The 24,781-nt window shown below is 68.2% G+C and carries 18 protein-coding genes and 1 tRNA gene; 8 read left to right on the forward strand and 11 right to left on the reverse strand.

The window, feature by feature from the left end:
* Positions 1-64 precede the first annotated feature (64 nt).
* Positions 65-140, forward strand: a tRNA-Thr gene (locus H681_RS04990).
* 54 nt (positions 141-194) lie between these two features.
* On the opposite strand, the gene galE is transcribed toward H681_RS04990, so the two are convergent.
* Both galE and nadC read right to left on the reverse strand, forming a co-directional pair.
* Complete coding sequence (gene galE, locus H681_RS04995; protein ID WP_015475744.1) at positions 195-1,211, reverse strand: UDP-glucose 4-epimerase GalE; 1,017 nt, start codon at positions 1,209-1,211, stop codon at positions 195-197.
* A gap of 129 nt (positions 1,212-1,340) precedes the next feature.
* On the reverse strand, positions 1,341-2,189 hold the full coding sequence (gene nadC / locus H681_RS05000; RefSeq protein ID WP_015475745.1) for a carboxylating nicotinate-nucleotide diphosphorylase: 849 nt from the start codon (positions 2,187-2,189) through the stop codon (positions 1,341-1,343).
* A 285-nt stretch (positions 2,190-2,474) separates the two neighbouring features.
* On the opposite strand from nadC, the gene H681_RS05005 reads away from it, so the two are divergent.
* The 4 genes from H681_RS05005 to H681_RS27210 all read left to right on the forward strand — a co-directional run bounded on the left by H681_RS05005 (position 2,475) and on the right by H681_RS27210 (position 9,074).
* On the forward strand, positions 2,475-4,769 hold the full coding sequence (locus H681_RS05005) for a DUF1631 domain-containing protein (RefSeq protein ID WP_015475746.1): 2,295 nt from the start codon (positions 2,475-2,477) through the stop codon (positions 4,767-4,769).
* A 250-nt stretch (positions 4,770-5,019) separates the two neighbouring features.
* Positions 5,020-5,583 carry a 1,6-anhydro-N-acetylmuramyl-L-alanine amidase AmpD gene (ampD, locus tag H681_RS05010; protein ID WP_015475747.1) on the forward strand — a complete coding sequence of 188 codons (564 nt, stop codon included), beginning with the start codon at positions 5,020-5,022 and terminating at the stop codon, positions 5,581-5,583.
* On the forward strand, positions 5,580-6,416 hold the full coding sequence (ampE, locus tag H681_RS05015) for a regulatory signaling modulator protein AmpE (RefSeq protein WP_015475748.1): 837 nt from the start codon (positions 5,580-5,582) through the stop codon (positions 6,414-6,416). Before ampD ends, ampE begins: the two co-directional genes overlap by 4 nt.
* A 1,953-nt stretch (positions 6,417-8,369) precedes the next feature.
* Positions 8,370-9,074: a methyl-accepting chemotaxis protein gene (locus tag H681_RS27210; RefSeq protein WP_442961259.1), complete on the forward strand. Its 705-nt coding sequence runs from the start codon at positions 8,370-8,372 to the stop codon at positions 9,072-9,074.
* A 205-nt stretch (positions 9,075-9,279) separates the two neighbouring features.
* On the opposite strand, the gene H681_RS05025 is transcribed toward H681_RS27210, so the two are convergent.
* Together H681_RS05025 and cra are read right to left on the reverse strand one after the other, a co-directional pair.
* Positions 9,280-10,059 (reverse strand): TatD family hydrolase, encoded by a 780-nt coding sequence (locus H681_RS05025; protein ID WP_015475750.1) that lies wholly within the window; start codon positions 10,057-10,059, stop codon positions 9,280-9,282.
* Positions 10,060-10,063: 4 nt separating this feature from the next.
* Positions 10,064-11,056, reverse strand: coding sequence for a catabolite repressor/activator (gene cra, locus H681_RS05030; protein WP_015475751.1), 993 nt, complete (start codon positions 11,054-11,056; stop codon positions 10,064-10,066).
* Positions 11,057-11,268: 212 nt separating this feature from the next.
* On the opposite strand from cra, the gene ptsP reads away from it, so the two are divergent.
* The 3 genes from ptsP to H681_RS05045 are packed head-to-tail and all read left to right on the forward strand — an operon-like array spanning position 11,269 to position 16,849.
* Entirely contained in the window at positions 11,269-14,148 is a 2,880-nt protein-coding gene (gene ptsP, locus H681_RS05035) for a phosphoenolpyruvate--protein phosphotransferase (protein WP_015475752.1), read from the forward strand.
* Positions 14,148-15,083, forward strand: a complete 936-nt coding sequence (gene pfkB / locus H681_RS05040) for a 1-phosphofructokinase (RefSeq protein ID WP_015475753.1) — start codon at positions 14,148-14,150, stop codon at positions 15,081-15,083. Before ptsP ends, pfkB begins: the two co-directional genes overlap by 1 nt.
* A 26-nt stretch (positions 15,084-15,109) precedes the next feature.
* Complete coding sequence (locus tag H681_RS05045; protein ID WP_015475754.1) at positions 15,110-16,849, forward strand: PTS fructose-like transporter subunit IIB; 1,740 nt, start codon at positions 15,110-15,112, stop codon at positions 16,847-16,849.
* Between the two features lie 181 nt (positions 16,850-17,030).
* Here H681_RS05045 and H681_RS05050 read toward each other — a convergent pair whose 3' ends face one another.
* From H681_RS05050 to arnC, 7 genes are read right to left on the reverse strand one after another with little or no spacing between them, the layout of a single operon-like run.
* The gene (locus tag H681_RS05050; protein ID WP_015475755.1) at positions 17,031-18,413 is read right to left on the reverse strand and encodes a UDP-glucose dehydrogenase family protein; all 1,383 of its coding nucleotides are present in this window, start codon (positions 18,411-18,413) and stop codon (positions 17,031-17,033) included.
* 37 nt (positions 18,414-18,450) lie between these two features.
* Positions 18,451-18,891, reverse strand: coding sequence for a 4-amino-4-deoxy-L-arabinose-phosphoundecaprenol flippase subunit ArnF (gene arnF, locus H681_RS05055; protein WP_015475756.1), 441 nt, complete (start codon positions 18,889-18,891; stop codon positions 18,451-18,453).
* Positions 18,888-19,232: a 4-amino-4-deoxy-L-arabinose-phosphoundecaprenol flippase subunit ArnE gene (gene arnE, locus H681_RS05060; RefSeq protein WP_015475757.1), complete on the reverse strand. Its 345-nt coding sequence runs from the start codon at positions 19,230-19,232 to the stop codon at positions 18,888-18,890. Before arnE ends, arnF begins: the two co-directional genes overlap by 4 nt.
* Positions 19,229-20,875, reverse strand: a complete 1,647-nt coding sequence (gene arnT / locus H681_RS05065) for a lipid IV(A) 4-amino-4-deoxy-L-arabinosyltransferase (protein WP_015475758.1) — start codon at positions 20,873-20,875, stop codon at positions 19,229-19,231. The genes arnE and arnT overlap by 4 nt, the downstream gene beginning before the upstream one ends.
* Entirely contained in the window at positions 20,872-21,756 is an 885-nt protein-coding gene (gene arnD, locus H681_RS05070) for a 4-deoxy-4-formamido-L-arabinose-phosphoundecaprenol deformylase (protein WP_015475759.1), read from the reverse strand. The genes arnT and arnD overlap by 4 nt, the downstream gene beginning before the upstream one ends.
* Positions 21,756-23,774 (reverse strand): bifunctional UDP-4-amino-4-deoxy-L-arabinose formyltransferase/UDP-glucuronic acid oxidase ArnA, encoded by a 2,019-nt coding sequence (gene arnA, locus H681_RS05075; RefSeq protein WP_015475760.1) that lies wholly within the window; start codon positions 23,772-23,774, stop codon positions 21,756-21,758. Before arnA ends, arnD begins: the two co-directional genes overlap by 1 nt.
* A complete protein-coding gene (gene arnC / locus H681_RS05080) occupies positions 23,771-24,778 on the reverse strand; it encodes an undecaprenyl-phosphate 4-deoxy-4-formamido-L-arabinose transferase (RefSeq protein ID WP_015475761.1) in 1,008 nt (335 codons plus the stop codon). Before arnC ends, arnA begins: the two co-directional genes overlap by 4 nt.
* Between the last annotated feature and the right edge of the window lie 3 nt (positions 24,779-24,781).

Consider the following 24,781-nt stretch of genomic DNA (forward strand, 5'->3'; position numbering starts at 1 on the left):
ATGCCCCTGCAGTGTGAAGGGCGTGTTGCTTGCGCACTTTTCCACTGATACAGTGCGCTCCGCCGCCGGTGTAGCTCAGTCGGTAGAGCAGCTCATTCGTAATGAGAAGGTCGGGGGTTCGATTCCTCTTACCGGCACCAGCCTCAACAAAAAGCCCTGCAATTGCGGGGCTTTTTGTTTTCTGTCATCCGGGATCAGGTGTAGCCGTTGGGATTCCGGCTTTGCCAGTTCCAGGCATCGCGGCACATATCTTCAATCGTGCGGGTCGCGGACCAGCGCAGCTCCCTGGTAGCTAGCGCCGGCTCGGCGTGGTAACTGGCGATGTCGCCGTCGCGCCGGGGAAGGAACTGGAAGGGGAGGGCGTGGCCGCAGGCCTTTTCATAGGCCCGGATGATTTCAAGCACGCTGTAGCCGCGGCCAGTTCCGAGATTGAAGACCTTCGCGCCGCTAGCTCCATCCAGCCAGCGCAGGGCGCAGAGGTGGGCGTGGGCCAGGTCGCATACATGCAGGTAGTCACGCATGCCAGTGCCATCCGGAGTGGGATAGTCGTTGCCGAAAATCCGGATTTTGGGCTGCTTGCCGGCTGCAACCTGGGAGACGTACGGCATCAGGTTGTTCGGAACGCCACAGGGGTCTTCGCCAATCTGCCCGCATGCATGGGCGCCGACGGGGTTGAAGTAGCGCAGAATGGCGATTTTCCATTGCGGGTCGGCGTGGGCGATGTCGCGCAGGGCAATCTCCGCCATGAGTTTCGACTGGCCATAGGGGCTGGCCGGGGCGGTGGGGGCGTCCTCGCGGATCGGGCTCTGGGCCGTCAAGCCATAGACGGTGGCCGAGGAACTATAGATGAAGTGCTTCACACGATGGCGCTGCATGGCCTGGCACAGGGCAACGGTGCCGCCAAAGTTGGTCTGGTAGTAGGCGATGGGGGCAGCGACCGATTCCGCGACAGACTTGAGGCCTGCGAGGTGGATGGTCGCACTGAGCTCGTATGTGCTGAAAATGTGGTCGAGTATGGCTTCGTCGCGAACATCGCCTTCGATGAAGGGGATGTGCTGGCCAGTGAGTTGCTCGATGCGCTGCAGCGGAGTGGTCGAGCTATTGCTCAGGTTGTCGAGCACCACGGGTTGGTAGCCCTGCTCGATCAGTTCCAGGCAGATGTGCGAGCCAATGTAACCGCAGCCCCCGGTCAACAGAATTCGCTTCGCCATGTTCGCGCTGTACTCCCTTCACTCGCCTGTCGATTCGAACGCGACTGATTATGTCAGACGCGGCCGAATTGGGACCATTGAGGTCGGCGTGACCGAGTCGGCGAACCGGGACTCCATCACGAGCAGGAGTCAGGGGCTCAGCCGCATCGACAGATCCAGCGCCGTGACGTCCTTGGTCAGGGTGCCGATGGAGATGTAGTCCACCCCCGTTTCGGCGACGCTGCGCAGGGTCGCCTCGGTGATGCCGCCGGAGGCTTCCAGCCTGGCGCGGCCGGCGGTGAGGGCGACGGCGGTGCGCATGTCGTCCAGGCTCAGTTCGTCGAGCATGATGATGTCGGCGCCGGCATCCAGGGCCTGGCGCAGTTCGGCGAGGTCTTCCACTTCGATTTCCACCGGCTTGCCGGGCGCGATGCGCTGGGCGGTGGCGATGGCCTGGGCGATGCCGCCGCAGGCGGCGATGTGGTTTTCCTTGATCAGGAAGGCGTCGTACAGGCCGATCCGGTGGTTGTGGCAGCCGCCGCAGGTGATCGCGTACTTCTGCGCCAGGCGCAGGCCGGGCAGGGTCTTGCGGGTGTCGAGCAGCTTCACGCCGGTGCCGTCGACCAGGTCGGCGTAGTGGCGGGCGCGGGTGGCGGTGCCGGAGAGCAGCTGGAGGAAGTTCAGGGCGCTGCGCTCGCCGGTGAGCAGGGCGCGGGCCGGGCCTTCGAGGGTGAACAAGGTCTGGTCGGCGCTGACCCGGTCGCCATCGCGGGCCTGCCATTTCACCTGGACGCGGGGATCGACCTGGCGGAAGACCTCGTCGACCCAGGCGCTGCCGGCCACGGTGGCGTTCTCGCGGGTGATGATGCGCGCGGAAGCGTCGCGCTCGGCGGGAATCAGTTGGGCGGTGATGTCGCCGCTGCCGACGTCTTCGGCCAGGGCGGCGCGGACGTTGGCCTGGATTTCCCCGGAAAGCTCGGCGAGGGTGAGGTTCGGCATGGAGGACTCCTGTTCGCAGTGCCGGGATTATACGGTCGACGGAACTTTGCGGGTATCGATTGGCGTTGTCGGGCGGTGAATCGTCTGTCAGACAAGCGGCATCTAAATCGACGTGAATTTCTTCAAGAATGCGAGAAATGACTCTTGGTTGTTCAAAAAGCTTCCCTATAATGATGCGGAAATTTCCTACTTTTTGACGCCACGAATTTGACGTTACGGATGACGCCTCGATGACTGTTGGTACCGCCAGCCAGCCCCGCCAGGGCTGACGGCAGGAGACTTGCGATGCAGAAGGACGCCAACGCGAATGTAGTGCCGCTGAACAAGCCGGCCGCTCCCGAACAATCGCCGAATTCGTTCGCCGGTCGTCTGCCGGCGGCGCTGGTCAGTGTGCGCGACAAGGTCGCCCTTCAGCTGCGTCAAGCCATGCAGGCGTTGTTCGACAACGCCGACGACACCCTGTTCGAGATGGCCGACCGGGCCTCCAACAACTCCGAGCAGAGCGCCTATTTCGAGGCCATGCGCGACCTGCGCCTCAAGCGCAAGAGCATCGAGCGCGGCTTCCTGCAGAAAGTCTTCGAGCAATTCGCCAGCCTCTGCCAGTACGAGATCGGCAAGCCGCCGCTGGACTCCGTTTCCTACGACAACCTCTCCCTGGTCCAGAACGATGAGCTGGAAGAGTCCGTAGCGCTGGACGCTATGGTCGCCAAGGTGGTGAGCCGCGATGGCATCGCCCTCGGGCACCTCACGGCCCGTTTCAACACGCTGGTCAGCAAGAAGGTCGAAGACAAGACCAACCCGCTGGGGCCGCGCCTGCTCTGCGAGGCGTTCCTCGAGGCGTGCCAGGGGTTGGGGGTGGAGATCAAGGTCAAGCTGATCATCCTCAAGCTGTTCGACAAGTATGTGCTGGCCGAGGCCGAGCAGCTGTACGCCGAGGCCAATCAGACGCTGGTCGCTCTCGGCGTGCTGCCGGAGCTCAAGAACGTGCCGCTGCGCCGTCCGCCGCAACGCGCTGTGCCCAGCCAGGGCGGCGCGGCATCGTCGGCGCCGGCTGCGGTGGAGCAGGCCGGCATGCAGTACCTGGACTCCGAGTCCCAGGCGGCTTTCTCCGCCCTGCAGGAACTGCTCTCGCAGGTGCGCGGCAGCGCCGTCGCGCCCACCCGCGCGATGCCCGCCGATGCGCTGCCGATCACCAGCAATGACCTGATGCGCCTGCTCTCCCACCTGCAGTCGCACCTGCCGGCGCAGACCATCGATGAAGTCGACGTACGCCAGCACCTGGATCACCTGCTGACCCGCGTCAGCACCAAGAGTGGCCGCTCCCGCGTGGTCGGCCAGGTCGACGAGGACGTCATCAACCTCGTCTCCATGCTCTTCGAATTCATTCTCGACGACCGCACCCTGCCGGACTCGCTGAAGGCCCTGATCGGCCGCATGCAGATTCCGATGCTCAAGGTCGCGGTGCTCGACAAGACCTTCTTCAGCCGCGGCAGCCACCCGGCGCGTCGCCTGCTCAACGAGATCGCCTCGGCGGCCCTGGGCTGGGGCGAGCAGACCGACGGCCAGCGCGACTATCTGTACCAGAGGATCGAGCAGGTGGTGATGCGCCTGCTGAACGATTTCGTCGACGACCCGGCGATCTTCTCCGAACTGCTCGATGAGTTCATCGTCTTCACCGGTGACGAGCGCCGTCGTAGCGATCTGCTCGAACAGCGCACCCGCGACGCCGAGGAAGGCCGCGCCCGCGCCGAGCTGGCGCGCCAGGACGTGGAGCGGGTGCTCAACGAGCGCCTGCTCGGTCGCACGCTGCCGGAGGTGGTGGTGCGTCTGCTGCAGGAAGCCTGGAGCAAGGTGCTGCTGCTCACCTGCCTCAAGCACGGCACTACGTCCACCGAGTGGGACGCCGCGCTGGCGACGATGGACGACCTGATCTGGAGCGTGGAGCCCCACGAGGACCCGGACTCGCGCCTGCGCCTGCTGGAGATAGTCCCGCAACTGCTCAAGTCGCTGCGCGATGGGTTGTCCTCCGCGGCGTTCGATCCGTTCTCCACCGGTGAGTTCTTCAGCCGTCTGGAAGGGCTGCATGTGCAGGCCTTCCAGCGCTACAAGCAGGCCGAGGAACGCCGGGCGGCGGCCGAGCTGGACGACGACCTGCCGCTGCTCGACGAGCCGCTGGACGCCCCGGCGGCGGTTGCCTCGGCGGCGCAGCCGGCGATGGTGGCCGTGGTGGCGGAAATCGTTCTCGCCACTCCCGACGAAAGCCGCCCTGCGGAGCCGGAGGAAGTGCTCGCCGATGACGACGAGTCGCTGCGCCGGGTCGATGGCTTGCGCGTCGGCAGTTGGGTGGAGATCCAGGAGGACGAAGAGCACAAGCTGCGCTGCAAGCTGGCGGCGGTGATCCGCCCGAGTTGCCGTTACATCTTCGTCAACCGCACCGGCATGAAGGTGCTGGAGAAGACCCGCATGGGCCTGGCTCTGGAGTTCCGTCGCAACGCCGTGCGCCTGCTCGATGACGCCCTGCTGTTCGACCGCGCCCTGGAGTCGGTGATCGGCAATCTGCGCCGCCTGAAGAACGCCTGAGAGCCTGCCTACGACCTGCCGCACGGTTGCAAAGCCACCCATAGGGCGGGCTGCTCTTGTAGGAGCGAGCTTGCTCGCGAACGGTATAGCACCGTGCCTTGCAGGTTCGCGAGCAAGCTCGCTCCTACAAAAGACACTCAAGTTCGTCGCTGGGCATATCCTCCAGAAGGTTCTGAGCCTGCGGGGTTGAGCCGGCGAGTTCATTTCCCCGTGCGGCTGCTTTAGAGTGGGGTTCTGCCAAGGAGCCCCCATGCAGCTCGATCCCCGTACCGGCTGGTGCCAAGGCGCCCAGCATTGTCCCTCGCCGAACTTCAACGCCCGCCCCGACGGCGAGGTGGTGTCGTTGCTGGTGATCCACAACATCAGCCTGCCGCCGGGCCAGTTCGGCACCTGCAAGGTCCAGGCGTTTTTCCAGAACCGTCTCGACGCCGACGAGCATCCCTATTTCGCCAGCATCGCCGCCATGACCGTTTCCGCGCATTTCCTGATCGAGCGCGACGGTTCGCTGTTCCAGTTCGTGTCGTGCAACGAGCGCGCCTGGCATGCCGGCGTGTCGCGTTTCGACGGGCGGGAGAACTGCAACGATTTTTCCATCGGCATCGAGCTGGAAGGGACCGATTGCGATCCCTATAGCGACCGTCAGTACGAGGTGCTGGCGGAGCTGACCCGGCAACTGATGGCGAGCTACCCGGCCATCACCCCGGTGCGTATCCAGGGACACTGCGATATTGCGCCCGAGCGCAAGACTGATCCGGGCGAGGCGTTCGACTGGGCGCGCTATTTCGCCGCCCTCGGAGCGAAGGAGTCGATATGAGTTTCCTGGTGTTGTTGCTGGTCCTGCTGGTGGAGAAACTTTCATCCTGGCGCGCGCGCCTGCAGCGCGACAGCCTGTGGCTCGGCTGGCTGGACAGCGTGGGCGGTGCGCCGTCGCTGACCGCGCGTCCCTGGCTCGGGCTGCTGGTGGCGGTACTGCCGCCGCTGCTGTTGCTGGCCCTGCTGCTGACCCTGCTGGAACCCGTCGCCTATGGGCTGCTGGCGCTGCCGGTGCACCTGCTGGTGGTGGTCTGGAGCCTGGGACGCGGCGATATCCTGCGGGCCGTCGGCCCCTTCCGCGATGCCTGGCGGCGCGAGGATGCCCAGGGCGCCTATCACGTTGCCCGGCGCGACCTCGGCGTGCAGGCCGACAACGACGACGAGCTGCTGGCGCAGGTGCAGGGCACGCTGGTGTGGCAGGCCTACCAGGCGTTCTTCGCGGTGATCTTCTGGTATGCGCTGCTGGGCCCGGTGGCGGCGCTGACCTACCGTCTGCTGGCCATCGCGGCGGAGCAGGGCCGGCAGGCGGAGTTGCGCGAGCGCGCCGTCCAGCTGCGGCATGCGCTCGATTGGCTGCCGGCGCGGGCGCTGGTGCTGAGTTTCGCCCTGGTGGGCAACTTCGTCGCCGTCAGCCGCAGCCTGTTGCATGACCTGCTGGCCTGGGACGTGCCCGCCGCCCGGCTGCTGGCGCGGGCCGGCTACGTGGCCGAGGATTTCAACGAGGGCGGACTGGGCGCCAAGGGCGTCGCCAGCCTGGATGCGCTCTGGCAGTTGCTGGTGCGCTCGGCAGTGCTGTGGTACGCCGTTTTCGCCATCTGGACTCTACTGCTGTAAGAGCCCGTCTCTGTCGGCATGACGGTAGGAGCAACTGTCTATTTCTGGACGATCTGTGCCTGCGCTTCCCCCTCTCCCTCAGGGAGAGGACCGCCCCCGAGCGCAGATATCTCTCGTAGGAGCGAGCTTGCTCGCGAACGGATTCCGCTGCGGGGCTGGTTCGCGAGCAAGCTCGCTCCTACAGAAAGGCTGTCCGCGCTGCCCGGCCGGTGCCTGCACGTTCCGGGGCCGTAAGGCGAATAACCATGCCCCTGCATGGACTGACGTGTAGGAGCGAGCTCGCTCGCGAATGGATTTCGCCGGGCAGCTCCGCGGCTGGAGGTGCGCGAGCAGGGACTGGGCGTTCCCCTCGTTCCTGCAGGTTTGGCTCGGCTTCGTCGGATAGGTAGGACTGCTGCAAGGGCCTGACGCCGGCCTCCCTGCCGTTGGTCCGATGATGGCATTTTAACCTTAAGTTACAGAACTCCCCGCCGATATCAGGTACACAGAAGCCCGTGCGCGCCGTTGCTGTCTGTGATGCCCATCACGAACCGTCCCGGCGAGCGCGTGGGGGTGTGTGCCAGTCCAGGCGCGCGCCTGCCATCCCCGACAAGCGACATAACAATAAAGGGAACAGGAGACGTCTTTGTGAGGACTGTGCTCTATCCGGCCATCGCGCTGATGAATCGCCTGAGCTTCGGCATGAAGTTCAGCCTGATCAGCGTGCTGTTTTTCCTGCCGATGCTGATCACCAATTTCTATCTGGTGCGTGATTCCTATCGCCAGTTCGTCAGTACCCGTGCCGAACTGGAAAGCCTGCAACTGATCGGCAATGGCCAGCAGATCCGCCGCAACGTCGAGGCCTACAACGATCTGTTGCAGATCAACGGCGTGCTCGGCCAGTCCGGCAAGGGCGGCGGTATCGAGGAGCGCATCGCCCGGTTGCACAAGGACCTGCAGGCGCAGATCGATGCGCTGCAGCCGGTCACCCAGGATGCCGAGCAGGTTGCCGAGTTCAACGCCAAGCGCGATGAGCTGCTCAGTTCCTTCAAGGGGGTCGAGTCCGAAGGCTCGCTGCAGAGCAAGGCGGCGATGGCGGCGCGCCTGCTCAACCAGGTCCAGGTCTTCAACAAACTGCTGGTGTCCCAGGCCGGCCTGAGCCAGGACGACGCCCGCGACGTGCGCCAGCTCGCCGAGCTGATCAGCGCGGTCACCCCGCAGGTCACCGGGACCGTCAGCGTCGGCCGTACCCTCGGCTCCAGTGCGCTGGGGCAGGGCTTCCTCAATTCGTCCTCCAGCGACAGGTTCAACGACTTGCAGCAGGAGCTGGAAAAGCTCCACGCCGAGTATGGCCTGAAGCTGCAGGACGCCCTGGGCGGCAGCGCCGCCGCGCAGGCTGCGCTGGCCGCCGACGCCGATGCCAGCCGCGACACCCTCAAGAGCCTGGGCAAGTTCTTCGAGGACAAGGTGGTGATGGCCGATACCTTCGACATGCCGTGGGCCGATTTCTACGAGCAGGTCAGCCGGGCGATGGACAAGACCTATCGCCTCGACGACCAGGTGCTGGCCTTCATCGACGGCGCCCTGCAGGAGCGCCTGGCCAGCAAGCAGCGGCAGATGCTGTTGCTGGTGGTGGCGCTGCTGGTGGTATTCCTCGCCATCGGCTACCTCTACGGCGGCTTCTATGTGTCCACCCGCACCACCCTCAAGAACCTGGGGCAGATGATGGAACGCGTCGCCTCCGGCGACATGACGGTCACCTTCCGCGCGCAGAGCCGGGACGAACTCGGCGAACTCGGGCAGGCGTTCAACCAGACGGTGGCGAAGATCCACGACCTCATCGAGCAGGTCGGCCGCACCGTCGCCGAGGTCGAGCGGCAGACCGTGCGCGTCGAGTCGGTGTCCGCCGAGAGCAACCAGGCGGTGACCGGCCAGCGCAACCAGATCGAGCAGGTCGCCACGGCGATGAACCAGATGGCCGCCACCGCCCAGGAAGTGGCGCGCAGCGCCGCCGTCGCGGTGGGCAGCGCGCACAACGTCAACCAGGAAACCGCCAGCGGCCGTGCCCTGGTGGAGTCGCAGGTGGGCAGCATCCAGCGCCTGGCCGGCGAGATCGACGAATCGGTGGCGGTGATCAACCAGCTGGCGGCCGACAGTGCGTCCATCAGCCGCGTGCTGGATGTGATCAAGGGCATCGCCGAGCAGACCAACCTGCTCGCGCTCAACGCCGCCATCGAGGCGGCGCGGGCGGGCGAGCAGGGCCGAGGCTTCGCCGTGGTGGCCGACGAGGTGCGCACGCTGGCCAAGCGCACCCAGCAGTCCACCGAGGAAATCGAGCAGATGATCGCCCGCCTGCAAAGCGGCGTCGGCGCGGCGGTGAAGGCAATGGGCAGCAGCCACCAGACCGCCGACGGCACCGTCAGCCAGTCGGCGCGGGTGCAGCTGGCGCTGGAAAACATCCTCCAGGCGGTGGGCGCCATCGTCGACCAGAACCAGCAGATCGCCGCCGCCGCCGAACAGCAGACGGCGGTCGCCCACGACATTGACCAGAACATCGTGCAGATCAACCAGGCCGGCGAGCGCACCGCCGAGGGCGCCAGCGAGACCGAGCGCGCCAGCCGCGAGCTCGGCGGGCAGGTGGTGGAGCTCAAGCGCCTGATCGGCGCGTTCCGGGTCTGAGGAAGGGTTTTCACCAGCAGCCCGGTATCCGCGCGAGCGCAAGGACGCTTCCCCATCTCGCGGATACCGGGTTGTCGGTGAATTCAGGATTTCAGTCGAGCGGCTTTTGATCCTGTAGGAGCGAGCTTGCTCGCGAACGGGCTTTCCTTGTCGCTCCATCGTTGGGCGGTTCGCGAGCAAGCTCGCTCCTACGAAAAGCGCGTGCTCAGGTCCAGCCGAACAACTCCATCGCATTGCGCGTGCTGGCGCTGGCCAGCTCTTCCGGGCTGACTCCCTTCAGCTCTGCCAGTGCTGCGCAGATCTCCGGCAGGTGTTCGGGGCTGTTGCGCTGGCCGGGGTACATGGCCGGCGCCATGTCCGGCGAGTCGGTCTCCAGCACGATGGATTCCAGCGGAATCTCCGGCACCACCTTGCGCAGGCGATTGGCCTGCGGCCAGGTCGGCGCGCCGCCCAGGCCCAGGCGAAAGCCCAGCCGGAGGTATTCGCGGGCCTCCTCGCGGCTGCCGGCGAAGGCGTGGATGATGCCCTGGCGCGGGGGCTTGAAGCGCTTGAGGGTGGCGATCACCGCCGCGTGGGAGCGGCGCACGTGCAGCAGCACCGGCAGTTCGAAGTCGATGGCGGCGCGCAGCTGGTCCTCGAAGATCGCCTGCTGGCCGTCGCGGTCGAGGTCTTCCAGGTAGTAGTCCAGGCCGATCTCGCCCACCGCGCAGAGCTTGGGGTGGCCCGCCAGGCGTTCCAGCCACTCGCGCAGCGCCGCCAGGTGTTCGGCGCGATGGCGCGCCAGGTAGATCGGGTGCAGGCCGAGGGCGGCATACAGGTCCGGCTCCTGCTCGACCAGCGTCCAGACGTCCTCCCAGTTCTCGCGGAACACCCCCAGCAGCACCTGACGGATCACCCCGCGCTCGCGGCTGCGCCGTAGCACCGCCTGACGGTCGTCGGCGAAGTCCGGGCAGTCGAGATGGTTGTGGGTGTCGATCAGTTGCATGGTCTTACTCCGTGCGCAGCTTCAGGGTGCGCGCCACGGGATGAACGCCGGGGGTGTAGCTGTTCTGTTCGACCGCGCTCAGCGCCAGGTCCAGGGCACGCTCGGCGATCAGTGCGTGCTGCTGGGAGATCGCGTTGACCTTCAGCGGCACGAAGTCCAGCAGTTGGGTGTCGCCGAAGGTGGCGATGCGCAGCCCTGCCGGCCAGCCTTCGGGCAGCGCCTGGAGCACGTCGAACACGCCTTCGAGCAGCACGTAGGAGGTGGTGATCAGCGCGTCGGGCAAGCGGCCCTGGCGCGCCAGCAATTCTTCCATCAGGCGGCGGCCGCAGTCGCGGCTGAAGGTTTCGCCGTGCTCGACGAGGACCTGTCCCTTGAACTCGCGCAGCGCACTGCGAAAGCCCGCGGCGCGCTCCTGGCTGATGATCAGCTCCGAGCGCGCGCCGAGCAGGGCGATACTCCGCGGCGCGGGTTGCAGCAGGCTGGCGGTGAGGCGCTGGCAGGCGTCGCGGTCATCGCTGACCACCGAGCAGAAGCGCTGCGGATCGAGCTGGCGGTCCACCGCGATCACCGGCACGCCGATGCCTTGCAGGCGGGCCAGGCTGTCGTCGTTGCCCGGCAGGCAACTGGCGACGATCAGCGCATCGCACCGCCGCGCGCGGAACAGATTGAGCACCTGGCGCTCGGTGTCGGGCTCGTCGTCGGAGCTGGCGATCAGCAGTTGGTAGCCGCGAGCCCGGGCGCCCTGTTCGAGCAGCTTGGCCAGCTTGGCGTAGCTGGGGTTTTCCAGGTCCGGGAGGACGAAGCCGAGGGTGCGGGTCTGCCCGCGTCGCAGGCTGGCGGCCTGCTGGTCCGGGTGGTAGCCGTGTTCTTCGATCACTGCGCGCACGCGCTCCACCGTGGCGGCGCTGATGCGTCGCTGCACGGCCTTGCCATTGATCACATAGCTGGCGGTGGTGACCGAAACACCGGCCAGGCGGGCGATATCACTGAGTTTCAACGCAATGGGCTGCCGACAATTGGGGGCTTCAAGGATCACGCATTATCGAGTAACGTTCCAGTCTCAAAAGGTGAAACGATTCAGCATTGCCCGTGGACATTGCCTGAAGACCGCTCGGCGGTCGAGAAAGCCACAGGTTCTAAGCTGTTCACCATACAAGCGGATGACCGCCCCAAGCGCCGACGTGCCAGAACGCCGGCGAGGAGATCGCGATGCTCGAACTGAACGCGCAGCAGGTTCGCATGGACCAGCGCGCCGCCGACAAGCAGGCCGCCCTGGCGTTGCTCGGCGCGGCCCTGGAGGACGACGGGCTGGTCGCCGCCGGCTACCTCGCCGGCTTGCAGGCCCGCGAAGCGCAGGGCTCCACCTACCTGGGGCAGGGCATCGCGATTCCCCACGGTACACCGGATACCCGCCACCTGGTGCAGCGCACTGGCGTGCGCCTGCTGCACTTCCCCGAGGGCGTTGCCTGGGGCGATGGCCAGGTAGTGCACCTGGCCATCGCCATCGCGGCCAAGTCCGACGAACACCTGCACCTGCTGCAACTGCTCACCCGCGCGCTGGGTGACGGGGAGGTGGGTGCGGCGCTGCGTGCGGCGGAGAGGCCCGAGGACCTGCTGCAGTTGCTGCAGGGTGGCGCGCCGCAGCCGTTGCTGTTCGACGAGCACCTGGTCGGGCTGGGCGTCGCCGCCGAGGACTTCGACGAACTGGCGCTGGCCGGCGCCCGACGCCTGAAGAAGGCCGGCTGCGTGGTCCCCGGCTTCGCCGCCGCGCTGCACGACCGGGAAGCCCTGCCGCTGGGGGCCGGGCTGTGGTGGCAGGACAGCGGGCAGTGCGTCACGCGTCCCGGCCTTGTCTTCGTCACCCCCACGCGCGAGCTGAACCATGCCGGCCTGCCGGTGCGCGGGCTGTTCTGCCTGGCCAGCCAGGGCGATGCGCACCGGGCGATGTTCGAGCGCCTGTGCGACCTGCTGGTGGACGGCCGCGCCGCCGAGCTGGCGCGGGTCACGTCCAGCCGCCAGGTGCTGGAAGCCCTGGGCGGCGAATTGCCGGTGGACTGGCCGAGCGTCCGGGTTGCGCTGGCCAATCCCCACGGCCTGCATGCCCGCCCGTCGCAGGTGCTGATGCTGCTGGCGCGGGATTTCGAGGGCGAGATTCGCGTGCGCATCGCCGAGGCCGGTAGCGCGCCGGTGTCGATCCGCAGCCTGAGCAAGCTGCTCAGCCTCGGCGCGCGGCGTGGGCAGGTGCTGGAGTTCTTCGCCGAGCCGGCGATCGCCGAGCGCGCACTGGCGGCGGTGCGCCTGGCGGTGGAGCAGGGGCTGGGCGAGGAGGTCGAGCCGCTGCCCGAAACGCCGGAGCCGGTTGTCGAGGTCGTCGAAGCGCAAACGCCCGCCGCGCCGGAAGCGGGCAGCCGCCTGCAGGCCATCGCCGCGTCCCCCGGCATCGCCAGCGGTCCGGCCTATCTGCAGGTCGAACGTCGCTTCCAGTTTGCCGAGCGCGGGGAATCCGTCGAGGTGGAGCGGCAGCGTCTGGATGAGGCGCGCACGGCGATTTCCGCCGAGATCGAGGCGCTGGTGACGCGCACCCAGGTCAAGGCGATCCGCGACATCTTCGTCACTCACCAGGCGCTGCTGGAGGACCCGGAACTGACCGACGAGGTGCAGTCGCGCCTGGCCGAAGGCGCCAGCGCCGAGACCGCCTGGAGCCAGGTGATCGAGCGCGTCGCCAGCGAGCAGGAAGCGCTGCGCGATGCCTTGCTGGCAGAGCGCGCGGCGGACCTGCGCGACGTGGGCCGGCGGGTGCTGGCTCGCCTGTGCGGCGTGCAGAGCGTCGCCGCGCCGGAGCGGCCTTACATCCTGGTGATGGACGAGGTCGGCCCCTCCGACGTGGCGCGGCTGGACCGCGAGCGGGTGGCCGGCATTCTCACCGCGCGCGGCGGGGCGACTTCGCACAGCGCGATCATCGCCCGCGCGCTGGGCATTCCCGCGCTGGTGGGCGCCGGTGCGACGGTCCTGGCGCTGGCGCCGGAAACCCTCCTGCTGCTCGATGGCGACCACGGCGAGCTGCTGGTCGCGCCCGGTGCCGAGAGCCTGGCCGAGGCCGAACGCCAGCGCGACCGCCGCCGCCGCCGCGCCGAGCGGGCCGAGGCGCGGCGTCACGAACCGGCGATCACCCGCGATGGCCATGCCGTGGAGGTCTGCGCCAACCTGGGCGATACCGCCGGCGCCGAGGCGGCGGTGGCGCTGGGCGCGGAGGGCGTCGGCCTGCTGCGCACCGAGTTCGTCTTCATGGACAACCCCCAGGCGCCGGACCAGGCGACCCAGGAGGCCGAGTACCGCCGGGTGCTCGATGCACTGGGCGGCCGCCCGCTGGTGGCGCGCACGCTCGATGTGGGCGGCGACAAGCCGCTGCCGTACTGGCCGATTCCGCAGGAGGAGAACCCCTACCTGGGCGTGCGCGGCGTACGCCTGACCCTGCAGCGTCCGCAGATCTTCCAGACCCAGCTGCGTGCCCTGCTGCGGGCCGCCGCCGGGCGCCCGCTGCGCATCATGTTCCCGATGGTCGGGCAGGTGGAGGAATGGCGGCAGGCCCGCGACCTCACCCGGCAGCTCTGCGCGGAGCTGGGCGGCGAGCATGACCTGCAACTGGGCATCATGGTCGAGGTGCCGTCGGCGGCGCTGCTGGCGCCGGTGCTGGCCCGCGAAGTGGACTTCTTCAGCGTCGGCACCAACGACCTGACCCAGTACACCCTGGCCATCGACCGTGGTCACCCGACTCTCTCGGCGCAGGCCGACGGCCTGCACCCGGCGGTGCTGCAACTGATCGACATGACCGTGCGCGCCGCCCATGCCCACGGCAAATGGGTGGGCGTCTGCGGCGAGCTGGCGGCGGATGCGCTGGCGGTGCCATTGCTGGTGGGGCTGGGGGTGGACGAACTGAGCGTCTCGGCGCGCAGCATTCCGCTGGTCAAGGCGCGGGTGCGCGGGCTCGATCTGCCGGCGGCCCGCGACCTGGCGCGGGCCGCGCTGACCCTCGGCGCCGCCGCCGAGGTGCGTGAACGCGTCGCCCAGGCGCTGCCGGAGGTGGACTGATGGCCAGGCTTCTCAGCGTCACCCTGAATCCCGCGCTGGACCTGACCGTACGCCTGCCCCGGCTGGAGGTCGGCGAGGTCAACCGCAGCGAGTCGGTGCTCGCCCAGGCCGCCGGCAAGGGGCTGAATGTCGCCCAGGTGCTCGCCGATCTCGGTCATTCGCTGAGCGTCACCGGCTTTCTCGGCGCGGACAACGCCGCCCCCTTCGAGGCGCTGTTCCAGCGGCGCGGCTTCGTCGATGCCTTCGTCCGCGTACCGGGGGAAACCCGTCGCAATATCAAGCTGGCCGAAGGCGGCGGACGCATCACCGACATCAACGGCCCCGGTCCGCAGGTGAGCCCCCGCGAGCAGGACGCCTTGCTCGATCGCCTCGAGCGCATCGCCGGCGAGCATGAGCTGGTGGTGGTCGCCGGCAGCCTGCCGCGCGGCGTCGACCCCGGCTGGTTGCGCGAGCTGTTGCTGCGGCTCGGCCGGCGCGGCCTGAGGGTGGCGTTCGACAGCAGCGGCGCGGCCCTGCGCGCAGGGCTCGACGCGGCGCCCTGGCTGATCAAGCCCAACGATGCCGAACTGGCCGAGGCCTGTGGACAACCCCTGGCTACGCCGGCGGCGCTGGTCGAACAGGTCGAGGCGCTGCGGGCGCGGGGTATCGAGCAGGTGGTGCTGTCCCAGGGTGCGGACGGCGTGCGCTGGTTCGGTCCGCAGGGCAACTGGCGGGCGATTCCACCGAAGGTCGAGGTGGCGAGCACGGTGGGGGCGGGCGATTCGCTGCTGGCCGGCATGCTCCACGGCCTGCTCGCCGGCTGGCCGGCCGAGCGCGTGCTGCGCCAGGCGACGGCGGTGGCGGCGCTGGCGGTGACCCAGTTCGAGTTCGGCATCGGCGATGCGCAGCGTCTCAAGCGCATCGAGGATGCGGTGCAGGTTCAGGCGCAGGCCTGAGCGACGGAACAACACGAGGTATGACGATGAACCTTGCCCTCATCACGGCCTGCCCGAACGGCCAGATCACCAGCGTGCTCAGCGCGCGCCTGCTACGCGTGGCCGCCGAGCGCCTGGGCTGGTCGGTGTGCGTCGAGCAGCGCGATCCGCAGCAGTCCGGGCGCCAGCTCTCCGCCGCACAGATCGAGGCGGCCGACTGGGTGCTGGTGGTCAGCGCGCAGCCGCTGGAGCTCTCGCGCTTCATCGGCAAGCGCCTGCTGCAGGTGCGTCCGGCGGAGGCGCTGGCCGATCCCGCGGCCTTCCTCCAGCGAGCGGCCCGGGAAGCGGCGGTGTGGCGGGGTGACGAGCGATCGGCCAGCCCCGCCGAGGCCGCGCGAGTTGCGAAACTGGTGGCGGTCACGGCCTGCCCGACCGGCGTGGCGCACACCTTCATGGCCGCCGAGGCGTTGCAGCAGGCGGCGCAGCAACTGGGCTACGGGTTGAAGGTGGAGACCCAGGGCTCGGTGGGCGCCCGCAATCCGCTCTCCGCCGAGGACATCGCCGCCGCCGACGTGGTGTTGCTGGCGGCGGACATCGAAGTGAACAGCGAGCGCTTCGCCGGCAAGCGCATCTTCCGTTGCGGCACGGGCGTGGCGCTGAAGCAGCCGCAGGCGATCATCGAGCGCGCGCTGAATGAGGCGACGGCGGAATCCGCCGCGACGGCCGGCGCCGGCGCGGCGTCGGGAAGCAAGGAGGCGCGCGGGGTCTACAAGCACCTGCTCACCGGCGTGTCCTTCATGCTGCCGATGGTGGTGGCGGGCGGCCTGCTGATCGCGCTGTCCTTCGTCTTCGGCATCGAGGCGTTCAAGCAGCAGGGCACGCTGGCCGCCGCGCTGATGCAGATCGGCGGCGACGCCGCGTTCAAGCTGATGGTGCCGATGCTCGCCGGCTACATTGCCTGGTCCATCGCCGACCGTCCGGGGCTCGCACCGGGCATGATCGGCGGCCTGCTGGCGAGTACGCTGGGGGCGGGGTTTCTTGGCGGCATCGTCGCCGGTCTGCTGGCCGGCTATTCGGCGCGATTCATCGCGCAGTGGATTCCGCTGCCGGACAGTGTCGCCGCGCTCAAGCCGATCCTGATCATTCCATTGCTGGCCAGCCTGTTCACCGGGTTGGTGATGATCTATGTGGTGGGCTCGCCGGTGGCGGCGATGATGCGCGGGCTGACCGACTTCCTCGCCGGCATGGGCACCACCAACGCCATCCTGCTCGGGCTGCTGCTGGGCGGGATGATGTGCGTGGACCTCGGCGGGCCGATCAACAAGGCGGCCTATGCCTTCTCCGTCGGCCTGCTGGCCTCGCAGAGCTATGCGCCGATGGCGGCGGTGATGGCCGGCGGCATGGTCCCGCCGATCGGCATGGGCATCGCCACGCTGCTGGCGCGGCGCAAGTTTGCCCAGAGCGAGCGCGAGGCCGGCAAGGCGGCGCTGGTGCTGGGGCTGTGCTTCATTTCCGAAGGCGCGATTCCCTTCGCCGCCAAGGACCCGTTGCGGGTGATCCCGGCGAGCATCGTCGGCGGCGCGCTGACCGGCGCGCTGTCGATGCTGTTCGGCTGCAAGCTGCTGGCACCCCACGGCGGGCTGTTCGTGCTGCTGATCCCCAACGCGATGAACCACGCGCTGCTGTACCTGCTGGCGATTGCCACGGGCAGCGTGGTGACGGGCGTGCTCTATGCCGTGCTCAAGCGCTCCGAGGCGGCGCCGATGATGGTGATGGGGCAGGTGTGACGGAGACCAGCAGCGGACTCTGTCCGCGATCGGCTTCCGGCGCATTTCCACCGCGCCGATGCGGCGATGTTCGCGAGCAAGCTCGCTCCTACAGGAAAACACCGGAGCCGTTCTGTAGGAGCGAGCTTGCTCGCGAACCGCCCAGCGCCCAGCGCCCAGCGCCGACAAGTCGGGAATGGCCTCAGGCGCGGTGTCGGTGACCTTGCTCGACGACCTGCGCCGGCACGGGCAGGCGGTAGGAATCGCCGCGGCCCATCGCGAAGTATTCGAAGCCGTAGCGGGCCATGCGTTCGGGGTCGAACAGATTGCGGCCATCGAAGATCACCGGGGACTTCAGGCGTCCGGCCATCAGCTCGAAGTCCGGTGCCTTGAACTGCCGCCATTCGGTGCAGATGATCAGGGCGTCGGCGCCCCCCAGGGTGGCTTCCGGGGTGCCCATCAGGGTCAGGCGTTCGTCGTGGCCGTACAGGCGCTGGGCTTCGGGCATGGCCTCGGGGTCGAAGGCGCGCACCTTGGCGCCGGCGGCCCACAGCGCTTCCATCAGCGTGCGGCTGGGAGCGTCGCGCATGTCGTCGGTATTGGGTTTGAACGACAGGCCCCAGAGGGCGAAGGTGCGGCCCTTGAGTTTGCCGCCGTAGTAATGACGGATGCGCTCGAAGAGTTTGTTCTTCTGCCGCTGGTTCACCGATTCCACCGCCCGCAGCAGGTCGCTGGAGCAGTGCGCTTCCTCGGCGCTGTGGATCAGGGCCTGGACGTCCTTGGGGAAGCACGAGCCGCCGTAGCCGCAGCCGGGGTAGATGAAGTGGTAGCCGATGCGCGGATCGGCGCCCATGCCCTGGCGCACGGCCTCGATGTCGGCGCCGACGTGCTCGGCCAGTTCGGCCATCTGGTTGATGAAGCTGATCTTGGTCGCCAGCATGCAGTTGGCCGCGTATTTGGTCAGCTCGGCGCTGCGCAGGCTCATGCTGATGATGCGGTCGTGGTTGCGGTTGAACGGCTCGTAGATCTCGCGCATCACGTCCAGCACGTCCTGGCTTCCGCAGCCGATGACGATGCGGTCGGGCTTGCGGCAGTCGGCCAGGGCGGAGCCTTCCTTGAGAAATTCCGGGTTGGAGACGATCTCGAAGTCCAGCGTCCGGCCGGTCTCGGCGAGTACCTGCTGGACCCGCGTCCTGACGCGGTCGCCGGTGCCCACCGGGACGGTGGATTTCTCCACGATGATCACCGGCTGGGTGCGGTGGCGGGCGATGCCCTCGGCCACGGCCAGCACGGCGCGCAGGTCCGCCGAGCCATCGGGCAGCGGTGGCGTGCCCACGGCGATGAACTGCACGCGGCCGTGGCCGGCGGCTTCGGCCACGTCGCTGGTGAAGCGCAGGCGCCCGGCTTCCAGGTTGTCCTTCACCAACTCCGCGAGGCCGGGTTCGTAGATGCTGATCTGCCCGCGCTTGAGCCTGGCGATCTTGTCCTCGTCGATGTCCATGCACAGGACGTCATGGCCGACCTCCGCCATCACGGCGGCCTGCACGAGCCCCACATAGCCGATGCCGAATACGCTGATTTTCATGCTGTGCTCTCCCGCTGAGGGCTCATGACCGCTTGGGTCAGTCGAACTGTGTGAGTTTCTGGCGAGCGTCGCCGGATTTGATGACGTTTGTTCCGTCGCGGCGGCGTGGTGCGTTGATCGTGATCACACCGGCGATGACCAGGCCGACGCCCAGCGTGCGCGACAGCCCCAGCGGCTCGCCCAGGCCCGGCAGCCAGGCGGCGCCGAGGTAGACCAGCGCGTAGCTCAGGCTGAGCAGCGAGTAGGCGCGGCCCAGCGGCAGGTGATCGAGGGCGACCAGCCAGCACAGCATCGACAGCGCGTAGGCCAGTACCGCGCCGGCCAGCACCAGCAGGGCGGCCGGGTCGAGGCTGACGAGGGTGTCGAGCCAGCGGTCGGGGGGCGGCAGGCGGCTCATGCCCCAGCGCATGCCCAGCTGCGCGCCGCTGACCAGCAGCACGCTGCCCAGGGCGAGGACGCTGCCGCGCCCGGCGCTCATGACTGCAGCCCCAGCAAGGCCACCCCGGCCACGATCAGGGCGACGCCGCACCAGTGGCGCGCATCGATGGGCTCGCGGAACAGCGCCCGCGCGGCCAGGGTGACCAGCACGAAATTCAGGCTGAGCATCGGATAGGCCAGCCCCACGTCCAGGCGTTGCAGCAGCAACAGCCAGAGCAGCAGGCCGCCGCCCAGGCAGGCGATGGCCAGCAGCAGCCAGGGGCTGAGCAGCCTGGCCGGCCAGCCGCGTTCGCCGCCGCGCCAGCTTTCCACCGCGAGCTTCTGGGCGATCTGTCCCGCACAGGTGAGCAGGCACACGCCGGCCAGCATCAGGGCGATCATGGCGCGGCCTTCGGGATCAGCAGCACCACGAGGTGGTTCTGCCGGTAGCTGATGGCGTCCTTGGGCATCTGCGCCAGGTCGTGCTCGTCGCTGGTGCCGTTGACCCGCAGCAGCACGCCGACGGAACCCTCGGCGCGGGCTCTGGCGATCCAGGCCTGGGCTTCGTCCAGGCTGATGCTGCGTCCGGCGCCTTCGGGATAGCCGAGGCCGTACTTCAGCTCGCCGACGGTGTTGAGCAGGTTGACGTCGCTGCGCCCGGTACGCCAGCCCAGCGCGGTGGCGGCGCCGAGGTCGTTGCTCAGCAGGCTGTGGGCAGCGCGCAGCTCGTCCAGGTGTTCGAGGACGAACTGGTCGGGCATCTTGCTGTTGACCAGGCGATTGGGCATGGCCGTGGGCACCAGCGCCACCAGTATCCACAGGGCGAAGGCCGGAGCGGCCCACAGTTGCGCCGGGCGCATCAGTTGCAGCGCGCCGCAGACCAGCCAGGCGACGCAGACGATGCCGACCAGCAGCACGCTGGGCGTTTCACCCCGGTACAGGGGATGGCGCAGTTGCAGGACCACCAGGGCGACCAGGGCGACCAGGCCGAGCAGCAGGTTGAGCGCGCCGTTCAGATGCAGTACCCGCTGGCGGCTGCGCTGCAGGGCATCCGCCAGGCTGTCGGCCATCAGCAGGGCCAGCGGCGCGAAGCACGGCATGATGTAGGTGGGCAGCTTGCCCTTGGCCAGGCTGAAGAACAGGAACGGCATGGCGAACCAGAGCAGCAGGAAGCCCAGCCGGGGATCGCGCAGGCGGACGAAGCCCTTGCGTAGCGCGGGGACTACCAGCACGGCCCAGGGCAGGGCGCCGGCGAACAGCAACGGCACGAAGAACCAGAAGGGCCGGCCGTGCTGGGCGTCCTCGCCGGCGAAGCGGCGGATGTGCTCGTGCCAGAAGAAGAAATTCCAGAAGTCCGGCTCGCGGGCGTGGATCATCAAGGCCCAGGGCAGGCTCGCCAGCACCGCCACCAGCACCGCCAGCGGGCCGTAGCGCAGCAGCTCGAGGAAGCGCCGGTGCAGCAGCGCGTAGGGCACGCCGACGATCACCGGCAGCAGGAAGGCGAGGAAGCCCTTGGTCATGAAGCCGAAGGCGCAGGCCGCGCCGAGCAGGCTCCAGGCGATGGCGCGCGTCCGTGGCGTGGCGGCGTCGAAAGCGAACCAGAGGGCGGCGAGGCTGAGATTCGCCCAGAGGGTGAATTGCGGGTCGAGGTTGGCGTAGCCGGCCTGCCCGATGATCAGCCCGAAGCTGGCGTACAGCAGCCCCGCGGCCCAGGTACGGCGCGGGTCGCTCCACAGGCGCCGGGCCACCCACAGTACCAGCAGGGTGCTGAGGGCGGTGACCAGCGCCGAGGCGAAGCGCGCGCCGAACAGGTTCTCGCCGAACACCGCCTGGCTCGCGGCGATCAGCCAGTAGCCGCCGGTGGGCTTTTCGAAGTAGCGCAGGCCCAGCAGGTGCGGCGACAGCCAGTCACCGCTGCGCAGCATGGCCTGGGCGATCTGCGCGTTGCGGGTTTCGTCGGGGATCCACAGGCCGTGGAAGCCCAGCGGCAGCAGGATGCCGAGCACCAACGCGGCCAGCAGCGTCGGGTAGGCGAGGCGTTTCATGCCTGCTGCACCCCCAGCCAGCCTTCGCGACCGGCCAGTTCGCCGCGCACCAGGCGGGCGACGGGCAGGGTGCTCGGGTCGTCCGGCAGCAGCCGGCCCAGCGGAACGAAGCGGATGCCGTTGGCCCGGGTCTGGACCAGCAGGCGGCGGAAGTCGTGGGCCATGAGAATGCCCTCGACCTCGGCGTGAATGGTGTACAGGTTCAAGGCGTCCATGTCGAAGCGGGAAAGGATGTAGTCATTGAAGGCGGACGGCGCCACCTGCGGGCCGACGACCTCGTCGAAGGTCGGCATGTCCACCGGGATCTGCGGGGTGCCGGCGCGGCCGTCGGCCAGGCGCGGGCGGAACAGCGAGTGGCCTCGACAATCGCTGTTGTAGCGAAAGCCGAAGCGCTCCTTGGCTTCCACGGTGCGCTCGTCGGCGCGCCAGCCGGCCACCGCCGAGCACTCCACCGGGTTGCCGAGGATGTCGGCGAGGGTGTCCACGCCACGGCGGATCTGCTGCTCCAGTTGCTGCGCGCTCCAGCGTCCGGCGTTGGCCTGCCAGCCGTGGTGGTCCCAGGCGTGCAGGCCGACTTCGTGGCCGGCGTCCTGGGCGCGCCGCATCAGGTGGCCGAGGTCGCGGCCGATGGGCTTGCCCGGCCAGGCGGTGCCGGCCAGCAGGATGTCCCAGCCATAGAGCCCGGCGGCATTGGAGCGCAGCATCTTCCACAGGAACCGCGGGCGGACCAGGCGCCACAGGTGGCGGCCCATGTTGTCCGGGCCGACGCTGAAGAAGAAGGTCGCCTTCACGCCGGCTTCGTCGAGCATATCCAGCAGCCGCGGTACCCCTTCACGGGTGCCGCGGTAGGTGTCCACATCGATACGCAGTCCCGCGCGCATCAGGCGATGCTTTTCAGCGGCACGGCGTGCGGTGCGCCGCCGGAGCGCTCGGCGAGGGCTTCGCGCAGGAAGAAGTCCAGCGTCTTGCCGATGGTCTCGGACAGCTCGACCGTGGGTTCCCAGTCCAGCAGGCGGCGGGCGTTCCTGATGCTCGGCTTGCGGTGCGACACGTCCTGGTAGCCGTCGCCATAGAAGCTGCGGCTTTCCACTTCGCGGAAGCCGGCGAAGGGCGGGAACTGGTCGCGCAGCGGGTGGGCCTCGAACTGGCGCAGCAGCTCTTCGCCGAGCTGGCGGATGCTGGCTTCGTTGTCCGGGTTGCCGATGTTGACGATCTGCCCGTCGCAGCGGCTGCCCTCGTTGTCGATGATGCGCGCCAGTGCTTCGATGCCGTCGTCCACGTCGGTGAAGCAGCGCTTCTGCGCGCCGCCGTCGACCAGGCGGATCGGCGTGCCTTCCACCAGGTGCAGGATCAGTTGGGTGATGGCGCGCGAGCTGCCAATACGGGCCGAGTCCAGACGGTCCAGGCGCGGCCCCATCCAGTTGAACGGACGGAACAGCGTGAACTTCAGGCCCTTCTGCCCGTAGGCCCAGATGACCCGGTCGAGCAGTTGCTTGGAGACCGAGTAGATCCAGCGCTGCTTGTTGATCGGGCCGACGATGAGGTTGGACTTGTCCTCGTCGAAGTTGGCGTCGGAGCACATGCCGTACACCTCGGAGGTCGAGGGGAAGATCACGCGCTTGCCGTACTTCACGCAGTAGCGGACCAGCTTGAGGTTTTCCTCGAAGTCCAGCTCGAACACGCGCAGCGGATTGCGGGTGTATTCGATGGGCGTGGCGATGGCCACCAGCGGCAGGACCACGTCGCACTTCTTGATGTGGTACTCGATCCACTCGGTGTGGATGCTGATGTCGCCTTCGACGAAGTGGAAATCCGGGTTGGTGCGCAGGCGCTCGATGGCGTCGGAGCCGATGTCCAGGCCGTAGACCTCGTAGTCGCCATCGCGCAGCAGGCGCTCGGAGAGGTGGTTGCCGATGAAGCCGTTGACGCCGAGGATCAGCACGCGGGTCTTGCGCTTGGCCTTGCGAGCGGCGCCGTGCAGGCGCGAGCCTTCCACCAGGCCCATTTCGCGGGCCAGTTGCGGACCGGCAAGGAACAGGCCGGCGTCGCCCTGCTGGCCGGAGCGGATTTCCAGGGCGTCTTCGCCGCAGGCGATGCGCAGCGGATCGACGCTGAGCACCGAGCCGGGCGCCTGGCCGCCATTGCCGCTGGCGACGCGGGAGCTCCAGACGATCAGCTTGCGCTCGCCCACGGGGGCGAAGGCGCCGGGGTAGGGCTGGGTCACCGCGCGGACCAGGTTGTGCAGTTCGCGGGCCGGACGCTGCCAGTCGATGGCGCCGTCGGCCGGGGTGCGGCGGCCGAAGTAGCTGGCGCGGGACTCGTCCTGGGCGACTTCGCTCAGCTCGCCCCTGGCCAGTTTCGCCAGCGCGTCGTCGAGCAGTTCGCGGGACGCCTGGCGCAGCTTGCCGTGGAGGATCAGGGCGGTGTCGTCCTCAGCGATCGCCACGCGCTGCTGGGCGAGGATGGCGCCGGCGTCGGGGCGCGTGACCATGCGGTGCAGGGTCACGCCGGTCTCGGTCTCGCCGTTGACCAGCACCCAGTTGGCCGGAGCGCGGCCCCGGTAGCGCGGCAGCAGCGAGCCATGCAGGTTGTAGGCGCCCTTGGCGGCGCAGGCCAGCAGCTCTTCGCTGAGCAGGTGGCGGTAGTAGAAGGAGAAGATGTACTGCGGCTGCAGCTCGCGGATGCGGGCGATCCACAGCGGGTGGTTGACGTCTTCCGGGGCATGCACGGGGATGCCGTGGCGTGCGCAGAGCTGCGCGACGGAACCGTAGAAGCGGTTTTCCTGCGGATCGTCGGCATGGGTGAAGACGGCGTCGATCCGGTAGCCGGCGGCGAGCAGGGCTTCGATGCCGGTACAGCCGATGTCGTGGTAGGCGAAGACGATGGTCTGCTGGGTCATGGCTGGAGGGACTCGAGAGAGGAAGACGGGGTGGTTGTGCGGGCTTCGAGCGCGGCCCGTGGGCGGACGACGCGCTCGATGAAGAAGCGCGGGCGGGCGCGCACGTCGTTGTACATGCGGCCCAGGTACTCGCCGAGCAGGCCCATGCCCACCAGTTGCACGCCGGTGAAGGTGAACAGCACGGCGAACAGCACGAACACGCCGTGGCCGGCCCAGGCGGCGCCGAAGACCAGGCGCAGGGCGAGCAGCAGCAGGGCGAAGCAGAAGCCGGCCAGCGCCATCGTGCCGCCCACCAGCGACAGCAGGCGCAGCGGCGTGGTGGTCATGCAGGTGACCAGGTCGAACATCAGGTTGATCAGGCGCATGAAGTCGTACTTCGACTCGCCGTGCTCGCGCTCGGCGTGGGCCACCAGGATCTCGCTGGTGTGGCGGGCGAAGCTGTTGGCCAGGATCGGGATGAAGGTGCTGCGCTCGCGGCAGGCGAGCATGGCCTTGACGATGCTCGCGCGGTAGGCGCGCAGCATGCAGCCATAGTCGCTCATGGCAACGCCGGTGGAGCGCTGCACGGCGAGGTTGATCAGCTTCGACGGCCAGCGGCGCAGGGCCGAGTCCTGGCGCTGCTGGCGCACGCTGCCGACCACGTCGTAGCCCTGCGCGGCCTGCTCGACCAGGCGCGGGATTTCCTCCGGCGGGTTCTGCAGGTCGGCGTCCAGGGTGATCACCAGGTCGCCACGGCATTCCTCGAAGCCGGCCATGATCGCCGCGTGCTGGCCGTAGTTGCGGTTGAGGATCACCGCCACGACGTGGCTGCCGGGAGCCTCGGCGGCCTCCAGGAGCAGGTCGGCGGAACTGTCGCGGCTGCCGTCGTCGATCAGGATGATCTCGTAGTCGCGGCCCAGCGTGTCGCAGGCCGCCGTGGTGCGGCGCAGCAACTCGGGCAGGCTGGCCTCTTCGTTGTACACCGGGATGACGATGGACACGCGGTTGATCGGATAGGGTTTCACGAT

This window comes from Pseudomonas sp. ATCC 13867 (genome assembly GCF_000349845.1).
Classification (GTDB): domain Bacteria; phylum Pseudomonadota; class Gammaproteobacteria; order Pseudomonadales; family Pseudomonadaceae; genus Pseudomonas.

Bases quoted from the DNA above. Each gene is read 5' to 3' on its own strand.
- galE (WP_015475744.1), bottom strand. From the start codon at position 1,211: ATGGCGAAGCGAATTCTGTTGACCGGGGGCTGCGGTTACATTGGCTCG.
- arnF (WP_015475756.1), bottom strand. From the start codon at position 18,891: ATGAGCGCCGGGCGCGGCAGCGTCCTCGCCCTGGGCAGCGTGCTGCTG.
- arnA (WP_015475760.1), bottom strand. From the start codon at position 23,774: ATGACCCAGCAGACCATCGTCTTCGCCTACCACGACATCGGCTGTACC.
- arnT (WP_015475758.1), bottom strand. From the start codon at position 20,875: ATGAAACGCCTCGCCTACCCGACGCTGCTGGCCGCGTTGGTGCTCGGC.
- H681_RS05005 (WP_015475746.1), top strand. From the start codon at position 2,475: ATGCAGAAGGACGCCAACGCGAATGTAGTGCCGCTGAACAAGCCGGCC.
- ampE (WP_015475748.1), top strand. From the start codon at position 5,580: ATGAGTTTCCTGGTGTTGTTGCTGGTCCTGCTGGTGGAGAAACTTTCA.
- H681_RS05050 (WP_015475755.1), bottom strand. From the start codon at position 18,413: ATGAAAATCAGCGTATTCGGCATCGGCTATGTGGGGCTCGTGCAGGCC.
- pfkB (WP_015475753.1), top strand. From the start codon at position 14,148: ATGGCCAGGCTTCTCAGCGTCACCCTGAATCCCGCGCTGGACCTGACC.
- nadC (WP_015475745.1), bottom strand. From the start codon at position 2,189: ATGCCGAACCTCACCCTCGCCGAGCTTTCCGGGGAAATCCAGGCCAAC.
- ptsP (WP_015475752.1), top strand. From the start codon at position 11,269: ATGCTCGAACTGAACGCGCAGCAGGTTCGCATGGACCAGCGCGCCGCC.
- H681_RS05045 (WP_015475754.1), top strand. From the start codon at position 15,110: ATGAACCTTGCCCTCATCACGGCCTGCCCGAACGGCCAGATCACCAGC.
- arnE (WP_015475757.1), bottom strand. From the start codon at position 19,232: ATGATCGCCCTGATGCTGGCCGGCGTGTGCCTGCTCACCTGTGCGGGA.
- H681_RS27210 (WP_442961259.1), top strand. From the start codon at position 8,370: ATGGCCGCCACCGCCCAGGAAGTGGCGCGCAGCGCCGCCGTCGCGGTG.
- ampD (WP_015475747.1), top strand. From the start codon at position 5,020: ATGCAGCTCGATCCCCGTACCGGCTGGTGCCAAGGCGCCCAGCATTGT.
- H681_RS05025 (WP_015475750.1), bottom strand. From the start codon at position 10,059: ATGCAACTGATCGACACCCACAACCATCTCGACTGCCCGGACTTCGCC.
- arnD (WP_015475759.1), bottom strand. From the start codon at position 21,756: ATGCGCGCGGGACTGCGTATCGATGTGGACACCTACCGCGGCACCCGT.